A 19,132-nucleotide genomic window follows, 5' to 3' on the forward strand; every position below is an offset into this window, starting at 1 on the left:
TCAGACCTCGAGGTGCTGGTAGAGCGCCGTCGACAGGTAGCGCTCGCCGAAGGAAGGGATGATCACGACGATCAGTTTGCCGGCGTTTTCGGGCCGCTTGGCCAGTTCCAGCGCGGCCCAGGTGGCGGCGCCGGAAGAAATGCCGACGAGCAGGCCTTCTTCGGTCGCCATCCGGCGGGCGGTGGCGAAGGCGTTGTCGTTGGTGACGCGGATCACCTCGTCGTAGACACCGGTGTTCAGCACGCCCGGCACGAAACCGGCGCCGATGCCCTGGATCGGGTGCGGGCCCTTCTGGCCGCCGGACAGCACCGGCGAGGCATCGGGTTCGACGGCGACGATCTTGACGCCCGGCTTGCGCGCCTTCAGCACTTCGCCGACGCCGGTCACAGTGCCACCGGTGCCGACGCCCGATACGAAGATGTCGACCTGGCCGTCGGTATCGCGCCAGACTTCCTCGGCCGTCGTGTTGCGGTGAATCTCCGGGTTGGCCGGGTTCTCGAACTGCTGCGGGATGAAATATTTTGCGTCGCTTTCAGCCAGTGCCTTGGCCTTGGCGATGGCGCCGCCCATGCCTTCGGGCCCCGGGGTCAGGATCAGTTCGGCGCCGTAGGCCTTGAGCAGCAGCTTGCGCTCGCGGCTCATGGTTTCGGGCATCGTGAAGGCGCACTTGATGCCCCGCGCGGCACAGACCATGGCCAGGCCGATGCCGGTGTTGCCCGAGGTCGGTTCCAGCACGACGGTATCGGGGCCGATCTTGCCGGCGGCGATGGCGGCGTCGAGCATGGCAACGGCGATGCGGTCCTTGACGCTGTGGCCGGGATTGACGAATTCCAGCTTGGCGACGACGGTGGCGCCGCCGCCGGCGGTCACGCGGTTGAGCTTGACGAGCGGCGTGTTGCCGACGAGTTCGGTGACGTTGTTGGCGATTTTCATGGTCGGGCTCCGTACGAAGAAGGGGGATTGTAGGGGTTTCTCGCCCCGGTGTGTGTGGCTCGGCAGGCCGTGGACGGTTCGCCGAACAGGCGGCCGGTGCCAAGATCGGCTCCGTTGCTCAGCGCATTCCCGAGTGCCTCGCCGTCGTCGATGCCGGCGATCTCGATCCGCATTGCCGAGCGCGGTACGGTGGCGCAGGCGGAGGGGTCGGCTGCCGCGATGCGCAGGATGTCGGGTCGTAATGCCAGCACGGCCGGCAGGGCCAGGGCTTGTTCCGGCCCGTGCAGGGCCAGCCGGTAGCCGCGCAGGCGGTAGCTGGCCAGGGCATGGGCACCGTGGCTGCCCAGTTCGCTGGTGTCGGCGTCGATGTCGAGCACGATATCGGCCGGTCCCAGGCCGCATCGTTTCAGGATGGCCTCGTAGACCAGCCCATGCTGGTTGCTGACGGCATGCAGGTGGCGCGGATGGACCCCGACCTGCAGATAGCCGCCGGTGGATCGGTGTTGGGCCAGGAAGTTGAGGGCGTGCAAGGTGCGGCACAGGCGGTCGAGATACACCACGGCCGGCCCGTCGGCACAGCTGTCGAAGAGGGTTTCGGGCGGCAGGTAGGCGCCGTCGGTGCGGCGCACGGTCAGGCTGGCCTGATGCCCAAGCACGCATTCGCTGCGCAAGTCAGCAATGGGCTGGAACAGCGAACCGAGATGCAGGCCGCCATGCCAGGCTTCGACGCGGTCGCCGGCGACGTACAGCGTGCTGTCGCTGCTGGCGTCGGCGGCATTGAAGTAGCGGATCAGGTCTTCGACGGGCATGGCGCGGGTTATTTCTTCAGGTAGATCTGGTCAAAGGTGCCACCGTCGGCGAAGTGCGTCTTTTGTGCCTTCTGCCAGCCGCCGAAGGTGTCGTCGATGGTCACCAACTTGAGCTTGGGAAACTGTTTGGCGTGTTGTGCCGCAACCTTGGGGTGAGTGGGGCGGTAGTAGTGTTTGGCGGCAATCTGCTGGCCTTCCTCCGAATACAGGTAGTCGAGGTAGGCCTGTGCCGTCAGTCGCGTACCGCGCTTTTCGACCACCTTGTCCACCACCGCGACCGGTGGCTCGGCGAGGATGGAGAGGCTGGGATAGACGATGTCGAACTTGTCCTTGCCCAGTTCGTTGACGGCGAGGATACCTTCGTTCTCCCAGGTCACCAGCACGTCGCCCAGGCCGCGCTCGACGAAGGTCGTGGTCGAGCCGCGGGCGCCGGAATCGAGCACTGGCACGTTCTTGAAGATGGCGGTGACCAGTTCCTTGGCCTTCTGCTCGTTGCCGCCCGGCTGCTTGAGCGCCCAGGCCCAGGCCGCCAGATAGTTCCAGCGGGCGCCGCCGGAGGTTTTGGGGTTGGGGGTGATGACCCCGACGCCCGGTTTGGCCAGGTCGTTCCAGTCCTTGATGGCCTTCGGGTTGCCCTTGCGGACAAGGAAGACGACCGTCGAGGTGTAGGGCGAGGAATTGTTCGGGAAGCGTTTCTGCCAGTCGGTCGGAATCAGTTTCCGCTCGGCCAGCGCATCGATGTCGTAGCCCAGTGCCAGCGTCACGACATCGGCTTCGAGGCCGTCGGCCACCGAGCGGGCCTGCTTGCCGGAACCGCCGTGTGACTGGCGGACCTGAACGTTCTGGCCGGTCTTGCCCTGCCAGTGCTTGTTGAAAGCAGCGTTGAACTCCTTGTAGAGCTCGCGGGTGGGGTCATAGGAGACGTTGAGCAGCGTGGTCTGGGCGATGGCCGAGCCGATGCCGAAAGCGAGGGTCAGGGCCGATAACAGGGCAATCTTGCGCATGAGGGACTCCAATCAATCGATAAAAATTTCGTATGACCGGAGTCTAGTCAGGTTGTGATATTTCCAGAAAGAATGATTTTTTACATAAATATAACCAACGGAAATTTATGTCACCGTCTGTCGACGGTACAAAGACAGGACGCTCCAGCGAGAGCGACACCGAAAAAACACAATCCGCGACGCCCTATGCGTCCTCGGAGGGGACATGACCGATATCCACAACCAACCCATCGGCCAGCGGATCGACTGGCTGTTCGATCTCGCCCGTCGACATGGCGAGACGTTTCGCAGCCCCGAGGCCTGGCTGGGGCGGCAGCGCTATCTGGCCGAGCATCCGACAGCTATCGCCGTGCTCAAATGCATGGACGGGCGGATCAATATTCCGGTCGCCACCAACACGCCCGCCGGCATCCTGATGCCCTTCCGCAACCTGGGCGGCATGTTCGATCTCGGCTGGCCGCACCTTGGCGAAGTGGTTGTCCATCACACCCTGCGCATGACCGCTGCCGGGCGTCGCGTATTGTTCCTGATCACCTACCATTGGTCGCGCGGCAACCCGAAACGCGGCTGCGCCGGTTTCGCCTACGACACGGCCGCCGCCATTGCGCATACCCAGCAGATCCGCAGCCAGATGACCCAGCTTTTCGGCGCCGGACACGGTACCGTCTATCCGCTGGTCTGCGGTTTCGAAACCGACGAGGAGGCATTGTCGGTCCACGGCACGCATGGCGAGGTGCTTGATCTGGCGGTCTTGGACGATGCCGACCGGGATGCGCTCGAACCTCGCCTGACCGCCCTGCTCCCCGATATGCCGGCCCAGATGCGCCAGGATCTGCTTCCCCTGCTGCGCGGCAACCTCGACCATATCGCCGAAATCCGAAGTCAGACGGCGCACCGCGAACGTCTACTCGATATCGAGCATCGCGAATGGGTGATCTGCGTGGGGCGTGGCTTCGATTTCCTGCATACCCCCAACCTGGCGCTGATCATCGGGCCTTACAGCCCCGATCTGGCCGACCCGGTGCGCAAGGCTGCCGGCATTATCGAGAACAACATGAAGGCCGGGCGTATTCCATCCGACGGGTTCCTGTTACTGGCCTCGGTTCCATTCGATGAAATCGGCGTCGACCGGGCACGGGCCGAGCTGAAATCTCGTTTTCTGTCCGCCTTCGCCGCCGATGTCGTCCGTCGGGAATATCCCGCGTTGGCGGCGAAAATGAGCACGCGCACAGCCGTACTCGACTGGCAGGCGCGGCACATGACCTTGTTGGACAACTGAATAGCCATGCCTTGCCAGCCGGGGCTGGCATCTCGCCTCGTTCCTTGCCGATTGTTGACCAAACGCAAACCGGCACGCTGCAAAACGGCTTAGATTGGTTGGCAGCGGTGCCGGTCAGGCATTTGCCGGTGCCAATCAATCGCCTATCCGGCGTATTCCAGACTCTCACAAGGAGTAGATCATGGCAGCAACAATGAAAGCGGCCGTCGTCCATGCTTACGGCCAGCCCTTGGTCATCGAAGAGGTGGCCGTTCCCGAGGTTCCCGCGGGCAGGATTCTGGTCAAGATCGAAGCCTCCGGCGTTTGCCATACCGATTTGCACGCCGCCGATGGCGACTGGCCGGTCAAGCCACCGTTGCCCTTCATCCCCGGCCATGAAGGCGTCGGCTATGTCGCCAAGGTCGGGGCGGGCGTCACCTGGGTCAAGGAAGGCGACCGCGTCGGCGTGCCGTGGCTGCATACGGCCTGCGGTCATTGCGAGCACTGCATCACCGGCTGGGAAACCTTGTGCGACAGCCAGCAGATGACGGGTTATTCGGTGAACGGCGGTTACGCCGAGTACGTGCTGGCCGACCCGGCCTATGTTGGCAAACTGCCTGATAGCCTTGAATTCGCGCCGGCTGCCCCGGTGCTGTGCGCCGGTGTGACGGTTTACAAGGGCCTCAAGGTACTCGACTGCAAGCCTGGCGACTGGGTGGTCATTTCCGGCATCGGCGGTCTGGGCCACATGGCGGTGCAATACGCCAAGGCAATGGGCTTCCACGTCATCGCCGTCGATGTGGCCGACGACAAGCTGGCCCTGGCGCGCAGCCTGGGGGCCGACGAGGTCATCAATGCCGCGAGCAGCGATCCGGTGCAGCTGGTGCAGAGCCAGATTCGCGGCGCCCACGGCGCGCTGGTAACCGCCGTTTCACGGCCCGCTTTCAGCCAGGCGTTGGGCATGCTGCACAAGCGAGGCACCATGTCATTGGTCGGCCTGCCGCCCGGTAGCTTCGACCTGCCGATCTTCGACGTCGTCCTCAATGCCAAGACGGTACGCGGCTCGATTGTCGGCACCCGCAAGGATTTGCAGGAATCACTGGAATTCGCCGGCGAAGGCAAGGTTGCTGCCCACTACAGCATGGACAAGCTGGACAACATCAATGCCATCTTCAGCCGTATGAAAACGGGCGGTATTGACGGGCGCATCGTCGTGACCGTGTGAGTGTCGGCGACTGCCGCGTTCAGCGCAGGCAGTCGTCGAGCAAGTCGCACAGTTCGGCGTGAGCGGCAGCCTCAGCCACGAGTGCGAGGCGCAAGGAGCGAATCGGCTCGGTCAGCGTGGCGGGGGCCTTTTCCCAGGCGGTGAGGAGCGCCCACGGGTCGTGTTCGATCAGCGCCGCCGCCAGGGCCAGCACTTGGGCGCGGACCGGCGCCGCCCGCTCGGTGGCGGCAGCGGACGCGCAGTCGAACAGCGTGTGCCAGACCAGTCGCCCTGCGGATGGCAGGAGCACCGGAATGCAATGGCCGCCGGCGAGCATGGCAGCTGATTCCGGCGCTTCGAGCAGATAATCGTAAGCCGTTGCCGCGCGGGCCATCCAGCCCCGACTCGCTACCGTGGGCTCGACGTTCTGACCGGCGAAGCCGAGCCAAACACGAAGCGTGTCGAGGCCAGCTAGGCCTGTTCCTATCGCTGATCCATCATCGACCGGCACGAATGGCAGTCGGGGGACGATCGGCAAATCGAGAAATGCGGGCTGGGCGCCCAGCTGCAGGCAGGTGATGGTCGAGGCCGCTCGGCGCCCCGAACGGGGGGTGACGCCCAGCTCGTTCAGCCAGGCCTGTATGGCCAATTCGCCCACAACGAGCAGACCGGCGGAGAAGGCGGCGAGATTGTGCAACTCGACCAGCAGTCGGGCCATGCGCTTGTCGGCAACCTGAAATCCGGCCTTGCGCAGGGCGGCGACCTGTCTGGCTGCCCACGCGGCATCTGTCATCCGTTGGCCCATGGCGGCGACGGCTGCCCGGTCGTCGGCGCGTCCGACCAGCGTTTCAGCCTGTATGCCGGGCACCGGATAAAAGACGCGATAGCAGTAGGCGTATCCGGTTCCGTTACGCCGGTGCAGGGTTCCCGGAGTGCCGGGCAGAAAGGCATCGGCGGTGAGCGACCGCTCTTTCAGTTCCCGGTATTGGGCGCAATACAAGGCCTCGTGACGGTGGAAGAGCGGCTTGGTGAGCATGGGTTACCCAACGAAATGCACTAGCATTGGGTAACTATACGCTGGCGTTGAGAATTACCCAACGAATATTAATATTGTTGGGTAATTTAGACTGAAAACGCCCTGTAGCAGTTGTCGAATCAGCCGAGAAAGAGCTTGTAGGCCGGATTCTCGCTCTCGTCCCAATGAGCGTAGCCGAGATTCTTCAGGAAGTGCTTGAATTCGGTCATATCCTTCGGCGGCACCTGGATGCCAACCAGTACGCGGCCATAGTCGGCGCCATGGTTGCGGTAGTGGAACAGGCTGATGTTCCAGCCGGCGCTCATCTGGGTCAGGAAGTTCATCAACGCGCCCGGCCGTTCGGGGAACTCGAAACGGTAGACCCGTTCCTTCATGCCCCCATTCTTCTCCTGCTCGCAGACTGCCGGCGCATGGCCGCCGACCATGTGGCGAACATGGTTCTTCGCCATCTCGTCCTCGGTCAGATCGAGCGTCGGGTAGCCGTGCTTCTGCAGGTTTTCGAGCAGCTTCAGCGATTCCTTGCGGTCGGCCACCTGAACGCCGACATAGACGTGCGCCTCGCGGTCGGTATGGTAGCGATAGTTGAATTCGGTAACGTTACGGTTGCCGATCAGCGCCAGGAATTTCTTGTAGGCACCGGGCTTCTCCGGCAGCGTCACGGCGAAAACTGCCTCGCGGCGCTCGCCGAACTCGGCGCGTTCGGAAACGAAGCGCAGGCGGTCGAAGTTCATGTTGGCACCGGACGTCACGGCGACCAGGTTCTTGTCCTTGAGCTTGTTCTGGCGGGCGTATTCCTTGGCGCCGGCCACGGCCAGCGCGCCGGAGGGTTCGAGGATGGAGCGAGTGTCCTCGAAAACATCCTTGATCGCCGCGCAGATGGCGTCGGTATCGACCAGGATGACTTCGTCGAGATATTCCTTGCAGACGCGGAAGGTTTCCTCGCCGACGAACTTGACCGCCGTGCCGTCGGCGAACAGCCCAACCTGGTTGAGGCGCACGCGCTTGCCGGCGGCCAGCGATTGCTTCATCGCGTCGGCGTCGTAGGTCTCGACGCCGATGACCTTGATCTCGGGGCGCAGGCGCTTGATGTAGGCGGCCACCCCGGCGGCAAGCCCGCCGCCGCCGATGGCGCAGAATACGGCATGGATCGGCCCGTTGTGGCGCGAATGCTGGCGCAGGATTTCCATGGCGACCGTGCCCTGCCCGGCGATCACTTCCGGATCATCGAAAGGGTGCACGAAAGTCAGCTTCTCGGATTTTTCCAGCTCCAGCGCCTTGGCATAGGCGTCGTCATACGACGAGCCGGCGAGCACGACCTCGCCGCCGCGGCGGCGAACCGCGTCGATCTTGATGCCCGGCGTCGACTCCGGCATGACGATCACCGCCCGGCAGCCTAGCTTGGCCGCCGACAGGGCGACGCCCTGGGCGTGGTTGCCGGCGGATGCACAGATGACGCCCCGCTTCAGTTTTTCCGCCGACAGGCTGGCGATCTTGTTGTAGGCACCGCGCAGCTTGAACGAGAAAACCGGCTGCATGTCCTCTCGCTTGAGCAGAATCTTGTTGCCAACCCGGGCGGAAAGGTTGCCGGCCAGGTCGAGCGGCGTTTCGACGGCCACGTCATAAACCTGTGCATTGAGAACTTTTTCGAGATAATCCGGGTGCATTGGGCGCAACTCATTCAGGCAAAAGGGAGATTCTACGGGTGGAGTGGCTAAACGTCACGGCGGAAAGCGGGTTGTGGGGCCTGCTACTGACCAGTTTCCTGTCGGCGACCGTGCTACCCGGCGGTTCGGAGGCCCTGCTCTGGGGATTCCTGAAACTCCATCCGGGCGAAGTCGCTCCGGCCCTGGCACTGACCACGCTGGGCAACACGGCGGGCGGCATGACCTCGTGGTGGTGTGGCCGCTTCCTGCCGCGCTGGCAAAGGCTGGAAAAACTGCCGCACAAGGACAAGCTCGAAAAATGGGGCAGCCCGGCCCTGCTGCTCGCCTGGGCGCCGCTGATCGGCGACGCGCTATGTGTCGCCGCCGGCTGGCTGCGCCTGCACTGGCTGCCTTGCTGCCTGTTCATGGCGGCGGGCAAGTTCGCCCGTTACTGGCTGGTTGCGCAAAGCACCCTGCTGAACTGAACCGAAGCAGCCTTTTGGGGTCTACCGGCCCCTCGTGTTGTGCCGCAATACGCTAAAATCCACCTTTTGATAGACCCCGGCTGCTTCCATGACTGCCCGCCTGCGCGAAATCCCCTACAACTACACCTCGTTTTCCGATCGCGAGATCGTCATTCGTCTGCTCGGCGCCGATAACTGGGCGGTGCTCGACGAATTGCGCGGCGAGCGCGTCACCGGCCGTTCGGCGCGCATGCTCTACGAGGTGTTGGGCGACATCTGGGTCGTGCAGCGCAACCCGTATCTGGAAGACGATCTGCTCGACAACCGCGAGCGGCGCGACGCCTTGGTCAATGCCCTGCGCCATCGCCTGAAGGAAGTCGAGAAGCGCCGCGCCGAGAGCGAGTCGGAAGACCCGGAGCGTTCGGCCAAGGTCAAGCGCCTGGTCGAGGCGGCGCAGGTTGCTGTCGACCGCTTCGCCGCACGTTTTTCCGAAACCTACGACCTGCGTCGCAAGGTCCAGAAGATTCTCGGCAAGCACACGCGCAAGGACAATATCGCCTTCGACGGGCTGGCCCGCGTCTCGCACGTCACCGACGCCACCGACTGGCGTGTCGAATACCCCTTCGTCGTTCTCTACCCGGATACCGAGGAAGAAATTGGCCACCTCGTGCGCGGCTGCTTCGAAGCCGGCCTGACCATCATCCCGCGTGGGGGCGGCACCGGCTACACTGGCGGCGCCGTGCCGCTGACGCCTTACTCGGCGGTGATCAACACCGAGAAGCTGATCGACATGAGCCCGGTCGAGAACATCGTTCTCCCCGGCCATAGCGAACCTTACGCCACCATTCGCACCGGGGCCGGCGTGGTTACCGACCGCGTCTCCGAAGCCGCCTCGCTGGCTGGCCGCGTCTTCGCCGTTGACCCGACCTCGGCCTCGGCGTCCTGCATCGGCGGCAACATCGCCATGAACGCCGGCGGCAAGAAAGCCGTGCTGTGGGGCACCGCGCTCGACAACCTGGCGTGGTGGAAGATGGTTGATCCGGACGGCAACTGGCTGGAAGTCGAACGCCTCAACCACAACTACGGCAAGATTCACGAGCAGGAACTGGTCGAATTCCGCCTCAAGCGCTTCGACCCGAGCGGCAAGAAGCTGCTCAAGGAAGAAATCCTGAGCATGCCGGGCGCGGCCTGCCGTAAGGTCGGCCTGGGCAAGGACGTGACCGACAAGTTCCTCGGCGGTGTGCCGGGCGTGCAGAAGGAAGGCACCGACGGCATTATCGTCGCCGCCCGCTGGGTGCTGCACAAGATGCCGCCGGTGGCACGTACCGTCTGCCTCGAATTCTTTGGACAAGTGCGCGAAGCCGTGCCGGCCATCGTCGAGATCACCGATTACTTCAAGCCGGGCGGTGCCGCTCATGCGGCCGGCGTCCAGCTGGCCGGCCTCGAACACCTCGACGAGCGTTATGTGAAGGCCGTCGGCTATGCGACCAAGGCCAAGCGCCATGGCCGCCCGAAAATGGTGCTAATCGGCGACATCGTCGGCCACGACGAAAAGGCCGTGATGGCCGCCGCTTCGGAAGTGGTCCGCATGTGCAACCTGCGTGCCGCCGAAGGCTTCATCGCCGTCGATGCCGAGACGCGCAAGAAATTCTGGCTCGACCGGTCGCGTACCGCCGCCATCTCGCGCCACACCAACGCCTTCAAGGTCAATGAAGACGTGGTGATCCCGCTGCCGCGCATGGGCGAGTACTGCGATGGTATCGAACGTATCAACATCGAGCTGTCGACGCAGAACAAGCTGGCCCTGTGCGACGCGCTGTCCGAATTCCTGCAGGGCGATCTGCCGCTGCACGAAGGTGATGCCAACGTCGATAAGGCCGTGCTGATCGGCGACCGCCGACAAGCCGCGCTCGATTACGTGGCCTCGGTGCGCCGTCGCTGGGCCTGGCTGCTGGATAACCTGGACATGCCGCTGGCCGAAGCCGAGGCGCACTTTGCCGAATACGGCGTGGTAGCCGGCGAGCTGACCAACAGGGCGGCCAATCCGGTTCTTTTTCACCGCCTGCAGGACTTCTCGGTCCGCACTTCGTGGAAGCAGGAGCTGAAGGCGCGCCTGAGCAAGATTTTCGACGGCACGTTGTACCGGCCGATCATTGAGCGTGTTGAGGGCATCCACAAGGAGGTGCTGCGCGGCCGCGTCTTCGTCGCGTTGCACATGCACGCCGGCGACGGCAACGTGCACACCAACATCCCGGTCAACTCCGACAATTACGAGATGCTGCAGACGGCGCACAAGGCCGTTGAACGCATCATGCACCTGGCGCGCGGGCTGGATGGCGTCATTTCCGGCGAGCACGGCATCGGCATCACCAAGCTGGAGTTCCTGTCCGACGACGAAATCGGCCCCTTCCGTGCCTACAAGCAGAAGGTCGATCCGCAAGGCCGCTTCAACAAGGGCAAGCTGATGCCCGGCGGCGACATGGGCAACGCCTACACGCCGTCATTCAGCCTGCTCGGTACCGAGTCGCTGATCATGGAACAGTCCGAGATCGGCAAGATTTCGGACATGGTCAAGAACTGCCTGCGCTGCGGCAAGTGCAAGCCGGTCTGCTCGACCCACGTGCCACGCGCCAACCTGCTCTACAGCCCGCGCAACAAAATTCTCGGCACTTCGCTGCTAGTCGAGGCCTTCCTGTACGAGGAACAGACCCGGCGCGGCATTTCGCTGAAGCATTTCGATGAATTCAATGACGTCGCCGACCACTGCACGGTTTGCCATCGCTGCGTGAAGCCCTGCCCGGTCGATATCGACTTCGGCGACGTCTCGGTCGCCATGCGCAATTTCCTGCGCAAGCAGGACAAGAAGCGTTTCAGCCCCGGTACGGCCGCGTCGATGGCCTTCCTGAGCATCAAGGACCCGGCGACGCTGAAGCTGATGCGCGGCGTGATGATGGATTTCGGCTTCAAGGCCCAGCGGTTGGCCCATAAGGCGGCCAAGGCCGTCGGCCTGGTGCAGGACAATCGCGCCCATCCGCCGGCCACCGTGGGGGCGCCGACGGTCAAGACACAGGTCATCCACTTCCTCAACCGGCCGATGCCGGGCAACCTGCCCAAGCGCACCTCGCGCGGTCTGCTCGACATCGAGGACGACAAGGTGATCCCGGTCATCCGCAACCCGCAGAAGACGACCGAGGAGTCGGATGCCGTCTTCTACTTTCCGGGCTGCGGTTCCGAGCGTCTGTTCTCGCAGGTCGGCCTGGCTACGCAGGCGATGCTCTACGAAGTCGGCGCCACCACCGTGCTGCCGCCGGGCTACCTGTGCTGCGGCTACCCGCAGACTTCGTCCGGCGATGAGGATACCGGCCAGAAGATCACCACCGACAACCGCGTGCTCTTCCACCGCGTCGCCAACACGCTGAACTACCTCGACATCAAGACGGTGATCGTGTCCTGCGGCACCTGCATGGACCAGCTGCAGAAGTACCAGTTCGAAAAGATCTTCCCGGGCTGCCGCCTGCTCGACATCCACGAATACCTGATGGAAAAGGGCGTCAAGCTGGAAGGCGTCGAGGGTACGCGCTACATGTACCACGACCCCTGCCACACGCCGATGAAGGCCTATAACCCGCTGGCGGTGACCAAGTCGCTGATGGGCCAGGAGGTTCCGCTGTCCGACCGCTGCTGCGGCGACTCCGGTTCCTTTGCCTATTCGCGGCCGGATATCGCCACCCAGGTGAAGTTCCGCAAGCAGCAGGAAATCGAGAAGGGTGCCGAGAAGTTGCGCGCCGACGGCTTCAAGGGCGACGTCAAAATTCTGACCTCCTGCCCGGCCTGTCTGCAGGGCCTGTCGCGCTATGATGACGACGCCGATACCAAGGCCGACTACATCGTGGTCGAAATGGCCAAGCACCTGCTCGGTAACAACTGGATGGCGGATTACGTCGGCAAGGCGAACAACGGCGGTATCGAGCGCGTCCTCCTCTGATCATTGCACCTGTCGGCTGTTGTCCGTGAAATAGTTGTTTCGTTTACGGCAGCTGTCCGTGATATTTAACTCCTGTATACATCCAATTGTTACTGGAGCGCGAAAACGTGGAAGCCGGCAGCCCATCCTGCGAACTTTGTGTCCAATCCGGAGGAACGCTCCTCTGGCAATCCGGGGCCTGTCGGGTCATTCGGGTCGATGATCCGTTTTATCCGGGCTTTTGCCGGGTGATCTGGAAGGATCATGTGCGTGAAATGACCGACCTGCCGGAGAGTGCCCGCAATTATCTGATGCAGGTGGTTTTCGCTGTCGAGGCGGTGATTAGGCAGTTGTATTCCCCAGACAAGATTAATCTGGCCAGTTTCGGCAATGTCGTGCCGCACATGCACTGGCACGTCATCCCCCGCTGGCGGGATGACCGGCATTTTCCCGAGCCGGTTTGGGGAAGCGTGCGGCGCGAAAGCGCTGTACAACGCACCATCGTTGGTGATGCCGAGCTTGCTGCCGCGTTGTCGCACGCGCTGCGGCATCTTGAAGGGGGGCAATGACAATGAACACGACCGGTAGCGAGCTTCCCCTGACGATCACCGACCTGCGCAGCGGTTCGGACTATCTCGCCCAACTGGCCTTGGCCAATCCGCTGCTGAGCGAACGGCAGTTGATGCGCTTTCTCGACGCCTTGCTGCTATCGCCGCCCGACCCGGGCATTATGCTCGCGTTGCTGGAGCAGGCGCGCGCACCGCTGTGTTTCGTCGAGGAAGAAATGGCGCGGCGGTATCACAACCGGGCCATCCCCTTTGGTAACGAGGAGGAAAGCTACTTCCAGCAGGTGGTGGCTGCCTGGCGCAAGATGGGCAAGGCCTACGCGATGTGCGCCCGGCTCGAACGGCCGGATGCGCAGAATCCGCAATACGTGAATTTGGTGGCGACCATCCTGCATCGTTGCCTGTACTACACCGGCATGGTCATCCTCGAGCATTACCGCGCACGGCGCGAACTGCCACCTGGCATCTGGCTCGACATGCATGGCTACTACGCAAGCGCCGAGGAGTGGGGCGTTGCTTATACGCCAGTCGAAGACGTGCTCGAGAGCAGCCTGCAAGCCACCCATTGCGCGGCGGCATACGCCACGCTGCTGTTGATCGAAATCGCCAGTCCGTACAGCAATAGTGTGCGCAATCTGAATCTGATCCGGCGCTGGGCCGGCATGTGGGCACCGCTGGTTTCCATCCATAAACTCGACGACGATCTGGAGGTTCCGCCCTATCTGATCGAGTTAATGAAGGATGTACCGCTGCATCCAACGACCTATAGCGAGGAACCGAGCGCGGATGCGCGGCGCCTGGATACCTCGCGGCTTGCGCTGCAGGTTGCGCATATGCTGAGCCAGCTCAGGCAGCGCGTGACACCGTCGCAGCTGGGATTGGGAGAAGAAACTTCGGGGCATGTGGTCGCCCTGCTCGAACATTTGGTGCGTCCATGGAGTCAGGCGGCGTCACCGCGCCGATTCCGCCGTTTCGCGACCGAAGGGATTGCGCGCGTGGCGGTAGGTTTCGAAGCGATGCATTATTGTCTGACCGGCAGCGAGTTTACGCAGCCGGATTCCGCATCCAGTTACTCCCGTAGCGAATTCGATCAGCTATTCACCTTCCGCGATCGGGTCGAGCCGGGGCAGATGCTGGCCATCAAGCCACAAATCAGTTTTCCGGTGGATGAGTGGCACGTCATCAACCATTCGGCTAACGGCTTTCGCCTGACGCGCAGCTGTGCCGGTCAGCGGATCATGCACGGGCAGTTGATGGCGCTCCATCCCCATGACGGTGATCACTTCCTGCTGGCGCAGGCAACGTGGTTGATGCAGGACGAAGCTGGAGGATTAGTGGTCGGCCTTGCCACGCTTCCCGGAATGCCGACGGGGATTGGCATACGCCAGGCGATCCAGGGTGGTGGCAACGCCGAGCGTTATGTACAGGCCTTCCTGCTGCCGGCCCTTCCGGCCATCGGCGAGGAGGCCTCGATCGTTCTTCCTTCGGGTTTGTACCAAGCCAGCCGGATGCTCGATTTCTTCACTGAAGGCGGCGAATCGGGGCAACTGCGCATGAACCACATGCTGCAGTGCGGTACTGATTTCGATCGAATCAGCTTCCAGCGACTTTGACCTATCTTCGCGCTTCCGGGGAGTGAGTGCGCTAAACTATCGCCCTTACTCCCGGAGGACACCATGGCGGGTATAGACCGCGATACGCCGATACCGAGCGAAATCAAACTGCACCAGAAATCCCGGCGCCTCGAGCTGATCTACGAAGGCGGCGAGGCCTATGCGCTGGACTTCGAATATCTGCGCGTCTACACGCCCTCAGCTGAAGCGCGCGGCCACGGGCCGGGGCAGGAAACCCTGCAAACTGGCAAGCGCAACGTCGATATCGAACGTATCGAACCAGTCGGTACCTATGCGCTGCGCCTAGTATTTTCCGACGGGCACGACAGCGGACTGTATTCGTGGGACATGCTCTACAACCTGGGTAAGCACCATGACGAGCTGTGGCAGGAATACCTGAAACAGATCGAGGATCAAGGCCTGTCCCGCGATATCGATACCACCTCGCGCCCCGCTTCGGGCGGCGGTTGCGGCCATCACCATTAAAGTCATGAGCAACGAAACCACACATTTTGGCTACGAAACCGTCGCCGAGCAGGAAAAAGCCCGTCGCGTCGCCGATGTCTTCGATTCAGTCGCCAGCCGTTACGACTTGATGAATGATCTGATGTCAGCAGGCATGCACCGTCTGTGGAAAGCGTTCACCATTCAGCGCAGCGGCGTGCGCGAAGGCTCGCGTGTTCTGGACGTTGCCGGTGGCACCGGCGATCTGTCGCTGGCCTTTGCCAAGAAAGTCGGGAAAAGCGGGCAGGTCTGGCTAACGGACATCAACAATGCCATGCTGGCCCACGGTCGGGATCGTCTGCTCGACAAGGGACACCTGCTCCCGGTTGCCCAGTGCGACGCCGAAAAGCTTCCTTTCCCCGACGATTGGTTCGATTGCGTCACCGTCGCATTCGGTTTGCGCAACATGACCCACAAGGATTTGGCGCTGGCCGAAATGCGTCGTGTTCTGCGTCCGGGTGGGCGCTTGCTGGTACTCGAATTTTCACAAATCTGGAAACCGCTGGCGCCGGCCTACGATTTCTATTCGTTCCAGGTCATTCCACGTGTTGGCAAGCTGGTTACCAACGATGCCGACAGCTATCGCTATCTCTCCGAATCGATCCGCATGCATCCGAGCCAGGAAGAGTTGAAAACCATGATGGAAAATGTCGGCCTCGAAAAGGTCGAGTACTTCAATCTCGCCCTGGGTGTCGTTGCCCTGCATCGCGGTTACAAGTTCTAAGGCACACACGCGGCATGGATTTCGTCAGGCACCTCGGGGTTCGTGGCCTGAACCACTTGATTGCTAGCGCACCATGGGCTCAGGAGCGCTTGAGAAAGCATGCCGGTGCGCAATTGCTGGTTGTGGCCGGGCCGTTGTTCTCGATTCGGCTCGCTCTGGACCACGCCGGCATGTTTCATCTTGCCACTGGAAGCGATGATCCAGATGTGCGACTGACGTTGCCGCCGGATGCCCCCGTTCGCGTGCTACTCGAGCGCGACCAGCTGTTTTCGTCGGTTAAGCTGGAAGGTTCCGTTGACGTTGCGGAGAGTCTTGCATTTGTCTTTCGCAATCTTGAATGGGATATTGAAGCTGACTTGGCCGCCGTGATCGGCGATATACCTGCATATCGACTCGTCCGTATCGGACGCTCCGTTGCCGGCAGCTTGCGTCAGGGCGCCGCTAATGCCCTGACAAATCTCCATGAATATGCTGTCGAGGAATCCGGGCTATTGCCAGGAAAAGCCGATGCCGCAGCATTCGGTAATGCGGTGAATGCCTTGCGTGATGACGTGGCGCGTCTGGAAAAACGTCTCTCCCGCATTTAGACGGGAAAAGCAGGCCAATAAAAAAGGCAGCCTAGGCTGCCTTTTTTGTCCGTTGTTATCGGATCAGTGCGTGTGCTTGCGCAGACGCTGAATTGCTTGCAACTGAGCGACAGCTTGTGCCAGCTCTGCTTCGGCTGCCGCGTAGTCCATCTCGGCATTCCGATTGGCGAGCGCTTCCTCGGCACGCTTCTTGGCGTCGAGTGCCTTGGCTTCGTCAAGGTCGTGGGCGCGGATCGCGGTATCAGCCAACACGGTAATCATGTCGGGCTGAACCTCGAGCATGCCACCGGACACATACACCAGCTCGAACTCGCTCTGGTCGGGCACCTTCAGACGAATGGTGCCCGGCTTGATGCGGGTCAGCAGCGGCGTGTGACGCGGCAGGATGCCGAGCTCCCCGGATTCACCCGGGAATACTGCGATTTCAACCAGGCCGGAGAAGATTGATTCCTCAGCGCTGACGACATCACAATGAACAGTCATAGCCATTACTAGCTCCTTTTAGACGTTGCGTTACTGCAGCGTCTTGGCCTTTTCGATGACTTCCTCGATACCGCCGACCATGTAGAACGCTTGTTCCGGCAGGTGATCGTATTCGCCAGCACAGATGCCCTTGAAGCCCTTGATCGTGTCCTTGAGGGAAACGAACTTGCCCGGCGAGCCGGTGAAGACTTCAGCAACGTGGAACGGCTGCGACAGGAAGCGCTGAATCTTACGAGCACGGGACACGGCCAGCTTGTCTTCAGGAGACAGTTCGTCCATACCCAGAATCGCGATGATGTCACGCAGTTCCTTGTAGCGCTGCAGGTTCATCTGCACGGCACGGGCAACGGCGTAATGCTCTTCGCCCACGATCTGCGGGTCGAGCTGGCGGGAGGTGGAGTCGAGCGGATCAACGGCCGGGTAGATACCCAGCGAGGCGATGTCACGCGACAGCACGACCGTGGAGTCGAGGTGCAGGAAGGTGGTGGCCGGAGACGGGTCGGTCAAGTCGTCAGCAGGGACGTAAACGGCCTGGATCGAGGTGATCGAGCCAACCTTGGTCGAGGTGATACGCTCTTGCAGACGGCCCATTTCTTCGGCCAGCGTCGGCTGGTAGCCCACGGCGGAAGGCATACGGCCCAGCAGCGCGGACACTTCGGTACCGGCCAGGGTGTAGCGATAGATGTTGTCGACGAAGAACAGGATGTCACGACCGTCGTCACGGAAACGCTCGGCCATGGTCAGGCCGGTCAGGGCGACGCGCAGACGGTTGCCCGGCGGCTCGTTCATCTGACCGAACACCATCGCGACCTTGTCGAGAACGTTGGAGTCCTTCATTTCGTGGTAGAAGTCGTTACCTTCACGGGTACGCTCGCCCACGCCAGCAAACACGGACAAGCCGGAGTGCTGCTTCGCGATGTTGTTGATCAGTTCCATCATGTTGACGGTCTTGCCGACGCCGGCACCACCGAACAGGCCGACCTTGCCGCCCTTGGCGAACGGGCAGATCAGGTCGATAACCTTGATGCCGGTTTCGAGCAGATCGACGGAGGAGGACAGTTCGTCGAACTTCGGAGCGGGCTGGTGAATAACACGCAGCTCGTTGGTGTCGATTGGGCCGGCTTCGTCGATCGGACGACCGAGAACGTCCATGATGCGGCCCAGGGTGCCCATGCCGACCGGCACGGAGATGCCGGCGCCGGTGTTGTTCACCTTCATGCCGCGACGCAGACCGTCGGACGAACCCATGGCGATGGTACGGACAACGCCGTCACCCAGTTGTTGTTGCACTTCGAAGGTCAGGCCGTCTTCAGCCATGCCGTTTGCTTCGGAAGCATCCAGCTTGAGCGCGTCGTAGACCTTCGGCATCGCGTCGCGCGGGAAGTGGATGTCCACAACGGCGCCGATGCACTGAACGATTGAACCTTGACTCATATTCAAATCCCCAAAAATAAAAATCTACGCGTCACACCGCGGCGGCGCCGCTGACGATTTCCGAGAGTTCCTTGGTAATCGCAGCCTGACGGGCCTTGTTGTAAACCAGCTTCAAATCGCCGATTACGGTCTTGGCGTTGTCCGAAGCAGACTTCATGGCAACCATCCGGGCGGACTGCTCGGAGGCCATATTTTCTGCGACGGCCTGATAAATCAATGCTTCGACATAGCGGATCAGCAGATCGTCGATGACCGACTTGGCTTCCGGTTCGTACACATAGTCCCACTTGTGCGAGGCGCTACCGACGGTATCGCCGGCAAGCGGGAGCAATTGTTCGAACACCGGTTCTTGCTTCATCGTGTTGATGAAGCGGGTATAGCCGATATACAACGCGTCGATCTCGCCTTTCATGTAGGCGTCGAGTTGAACCTTGACCGGCCCAATCAGCTTTTCCAGATGAGGCGTGTCGCCCAGACCGGTCACGTGCGAGACGATCTTGGCACCGGAGCGCTGCATGAAGCCGAAGCCCTTGTTGCCGATGCAGGTTGCCTGAAGCTTCTTGCCCTGAGACTCGAATTCCTTCATCTTCGCCACAGCGACGCGAAGGAGGTTGGAGTTCAAGCCACCGCACAGGCCCTTGTCCGAGGTGACCAGAACGAGGCCGACATTGGCCTGTTCGCGGTTCACCAGGAACGGGTGGCGGTATTCGGTCAAAGCATGAGACAGGTTGCCTGCAACGCGCCGGATCTTCTCGCCGTAGGGACGGGCAGCACGCATCCGGTCCTGCGCCTTGCGCATTTTGGATGCAGCCACCATCTCCATGGCCTTGGTGATCTTGCGCGTGTTTTCGACGCTCTTGATCTTGTTGCGAATTTCCTTGCCGCTAGGCATGGCGTTCTCCTAGA

At 61.9% G+C, this 19,132-nt stretch carries 17 protein-coding genes; 9 read left to right on the plus strand and 8 right to left on the minus strand.

Annotation, left to right across the window (positions count from 1 at the left end; all coding sequences use genetic code 11):
* From cysK to AB6Q56_RS19365, 3 genes are read right to left on the minus strand one after another with little or no spacing between them, the layout of a single operon-like run.
* Complete coding sequence (gene cysK, locus AB6Q56_RS19355) at positions 1-933, minus strand: cysteine synthase A (RefSeq protein WP_434514662.1); 933 nt, start codon at positions 931-933, stop codon at positions 1-3.
* Entirely contained in the window at positions 930-1,742 is an 813-nt protein-coding gene (locus AB6Q56_RS19360) for an EAL domain-containing protein (protein WP_434514663.1), read from the minus strand. The genes cysK and AB6Q56_RS19360 overlap by 4 nt, the downstream gene beginning before the upstream one ends.
* Positions 1,743-1,750: 8 nt before the next feature.
* A complete protein-coding gene (locus AB6Q56_RS19365; protein WP_434514664.1) occupies positions 1,751-2,746 on the minus strand; it encodes a sulfate ABC transporter substrate-binding protein in 996 nt (331 codons plus the stop codon).
* Positions 2,747-2,951: 205 nt separating this feature from the next.
* Between AB6Q56_RS19365 and AB6Q56_RS19370 the strand changes: the two genes are divergently transcribed.
* Entirely contained in the window at positions 2,952-4,025 is a 1,074-nt protein-coding gene (locus AB6Q56_RS19370) for a hypothetical protein (protein WP_434514665.1), read from the plus strand.
* Positions 4,026-4,206: 181 nt separating this feature from the next.
* The gene (gene adhP / locus AB6Q56_RS19375; protein WP_434514666.1) at positions 4,207-5,229 is read left to right on the plus strand and encodes an alcohol dehydrogenase AdhP; all 1,023 of its coding nucleotides are present in this window, start codon (positions 4,207-4,209) and stop codon (positions 5,227-5,229) included.
* 19 nt (positions 5,230-5,248) lie between these two features.
* Here the strand turns inward: adhP and AB6Q56_RS19380 are convergent, their stop codons facing one another.
* Together AB6Q56_RS19380 and ilvA are read right to left on the minus strand one after the other, a co-directional pair.
* Positions 5,249-6,244: a hypothetical protein gene (locus AB6Q56_RS19380; protein WP_434514667.1), complete on the minus strand. Its 996-nt coding sequence runs from the start codon at positions 6,242-6,244 to the stop codon at positions 5,249-5,251.
* Positions 6,245-6,363: 119 nt separating this feature from the next.
* The gene (gene ilvA / locus AB6Q56_RS19385; protein ID WP_434514668.1) at positions 6,364-7,908 is read right to left on the minus strand and encodes a threonine ammonia-lyase, biosynthetic; all 1,545 of its coding nucleotides are present in this window, start codon (positions 7,906-7,908) and stop codon (positions 6,364-6,366) included.
* A gap of 38 nt (positions 7,909-7,946) precedes the next feature.
* On the opposite strand from ilvA, the gene AB6Q56_RS19390 reads away from it, so the two are divergent.
* From AB6Q56_RS19390 to AB6Q56_RS19420, 7 genes are all read left to right on the plus strand, one after another.
* The gene (locus tag AB6Q56_RS19390) at positions 7,947-8,372 is read left to right on the plus strand and encodes a YqaA family protein (protein WP_434514669.1); all 426 of its coding nucleotides are present in this window, start codon (positions 7,947-7,949) and stop codon (positions 8,370-8,372) included.
* Between the two features lie 88 nt (positions 8,373-8,460).
* Positions 8,461-12,336, plus strand: coding sequence for a DUF3683 domain-containing protein (locus AB6Q56_RS19395; protein WP_434514670.1), 3,876 nt, complete (start codon positions 8,461-8,463; stop codon positions 12,334-12,336).
* Between the two features lie 107 nt (positions 12,337-12,443).
* A complete protein-coding gene (locus tag AB6Q56_RS19400; RefSeq protein WP_434514671.1) occupies positions 12,444-12,884 on the plus strand; it encodes an HIT family protein in 441 nt (146 codons plus the stop codon).
* Positions 12,881-14,494, plus strand: a complete 1,614-nt coding sequence (locus AB6Q56_RS19405; protein ID WP_434514672.1) for a hypothetical protein — start codon at positions 12,881-12,883, stop codon at positions 14,492-14,494. Before AB6Q56_RS19400 ends, AB6Q56_RS19405 begins: the two co-directional genes overlap by 4 nt.
* A 63-nt stretch (positions 14,495-14,557) precedes the next feature.
* Positions 14,558-14,980, plus strand: coding sequence for a gamma-butyrobetaine hydroxylase-like domain-containing protein (locus AB6Q56_RS19410; RefSeq protein ID WP_434514673.1), 423 nt, complete (start codon positions 14,558-14,560; stop codon positions 14,978-14,980).
* Positions 14,981-14,984: 4 nt separating this feature from the next.
* Positions 14,985-15,722: a bifunctional demethylmenaquinone methyltransferase/2-methoxy-6-polyprenyl-1,4-benzoquinol methylase UbiE gene (gene ubiE, locus AB6Q56_RS19415; protein ID WP_434514674.1), complete on the plus strand. Its 738-nt coding sequence runs from the start codon at positions 14,985-14,987 to the stop codon at positions 15,720-15,722.
* A gap of 89 nt (positions 15,723-15,811) precedes the next feature.
* Positions 15,812-16,309: a ubiquinone biosynthesis accessory factor UbiJ gene (locus AB6Q56_RS19420; RefSeq protein ID WP_434514675.1), complete on the plus strand. Its 498-nt coding sequence runs from the start codon at positions 15,812-15,814 to the stop codon at positions 16,307-16,309.
* A gap of 63 nt (positions 16,310-16,372) precedes the next feature.
* On the opposite strand, the gene AB6Q56_RS19425 is transcribed toward AB6Q56_RS19420, so the two are convergent.
* The 3 genes from AB6Q56_RS19425 to atpG are packed head-to-tail and all read right to left on the minus strand — an operon-like array spanning position 16,373 to position 19,118.
* Positions 16,373-16,798 carry a F0F1 ATP synthase subunit epsilon gene (locus AB6Q56_RS19425; RefSeq protein WP_295009269.1) on the minus strand — a complete coding sequence of 142 codons (426 nt, stop codon included), beginning with the start codon at positions 16,796-16,798 and terminating at the stop codon, positions 16,373-16,375.
* 24 nt (positions 16,799-16,822) lie between these two features.
* Positions 16,823-18,226, minus strand: a complete 1,404-nt coding sequence (gene atpD / locus AB6Q56_RS19430; protein WP_434514676.1) for a F0F1 ATP synthase subunit beta — start codon at positions 18,224-18,226, stop codon at positions 16,823-16,825.
* A 31-nt stretch (positions 18,227-18,257) separates the two neighbouring features.
* Positions 18,258-19,118, minus strand: coding sequence for a F0F1 ATP synthase subunit gamma (gene atpG, locus AB6Q56_RS19435; protein WP_434514677.1), 861 nt, complete (start codon positions 19,116-19,118; stop codon positions 18,258-18,260).
* Positions 19,119-19,132: the final 14 nt, after the last annotated feature.

Source organism: Dechloromonas sp. ARDL1, assembly GCF_051122455.1.
Lineage (GTDB): Bacteria > Pseudomonadota > Gammaproteobacteria > Burkholderiales > Rhodocyclaceae > Azonexus.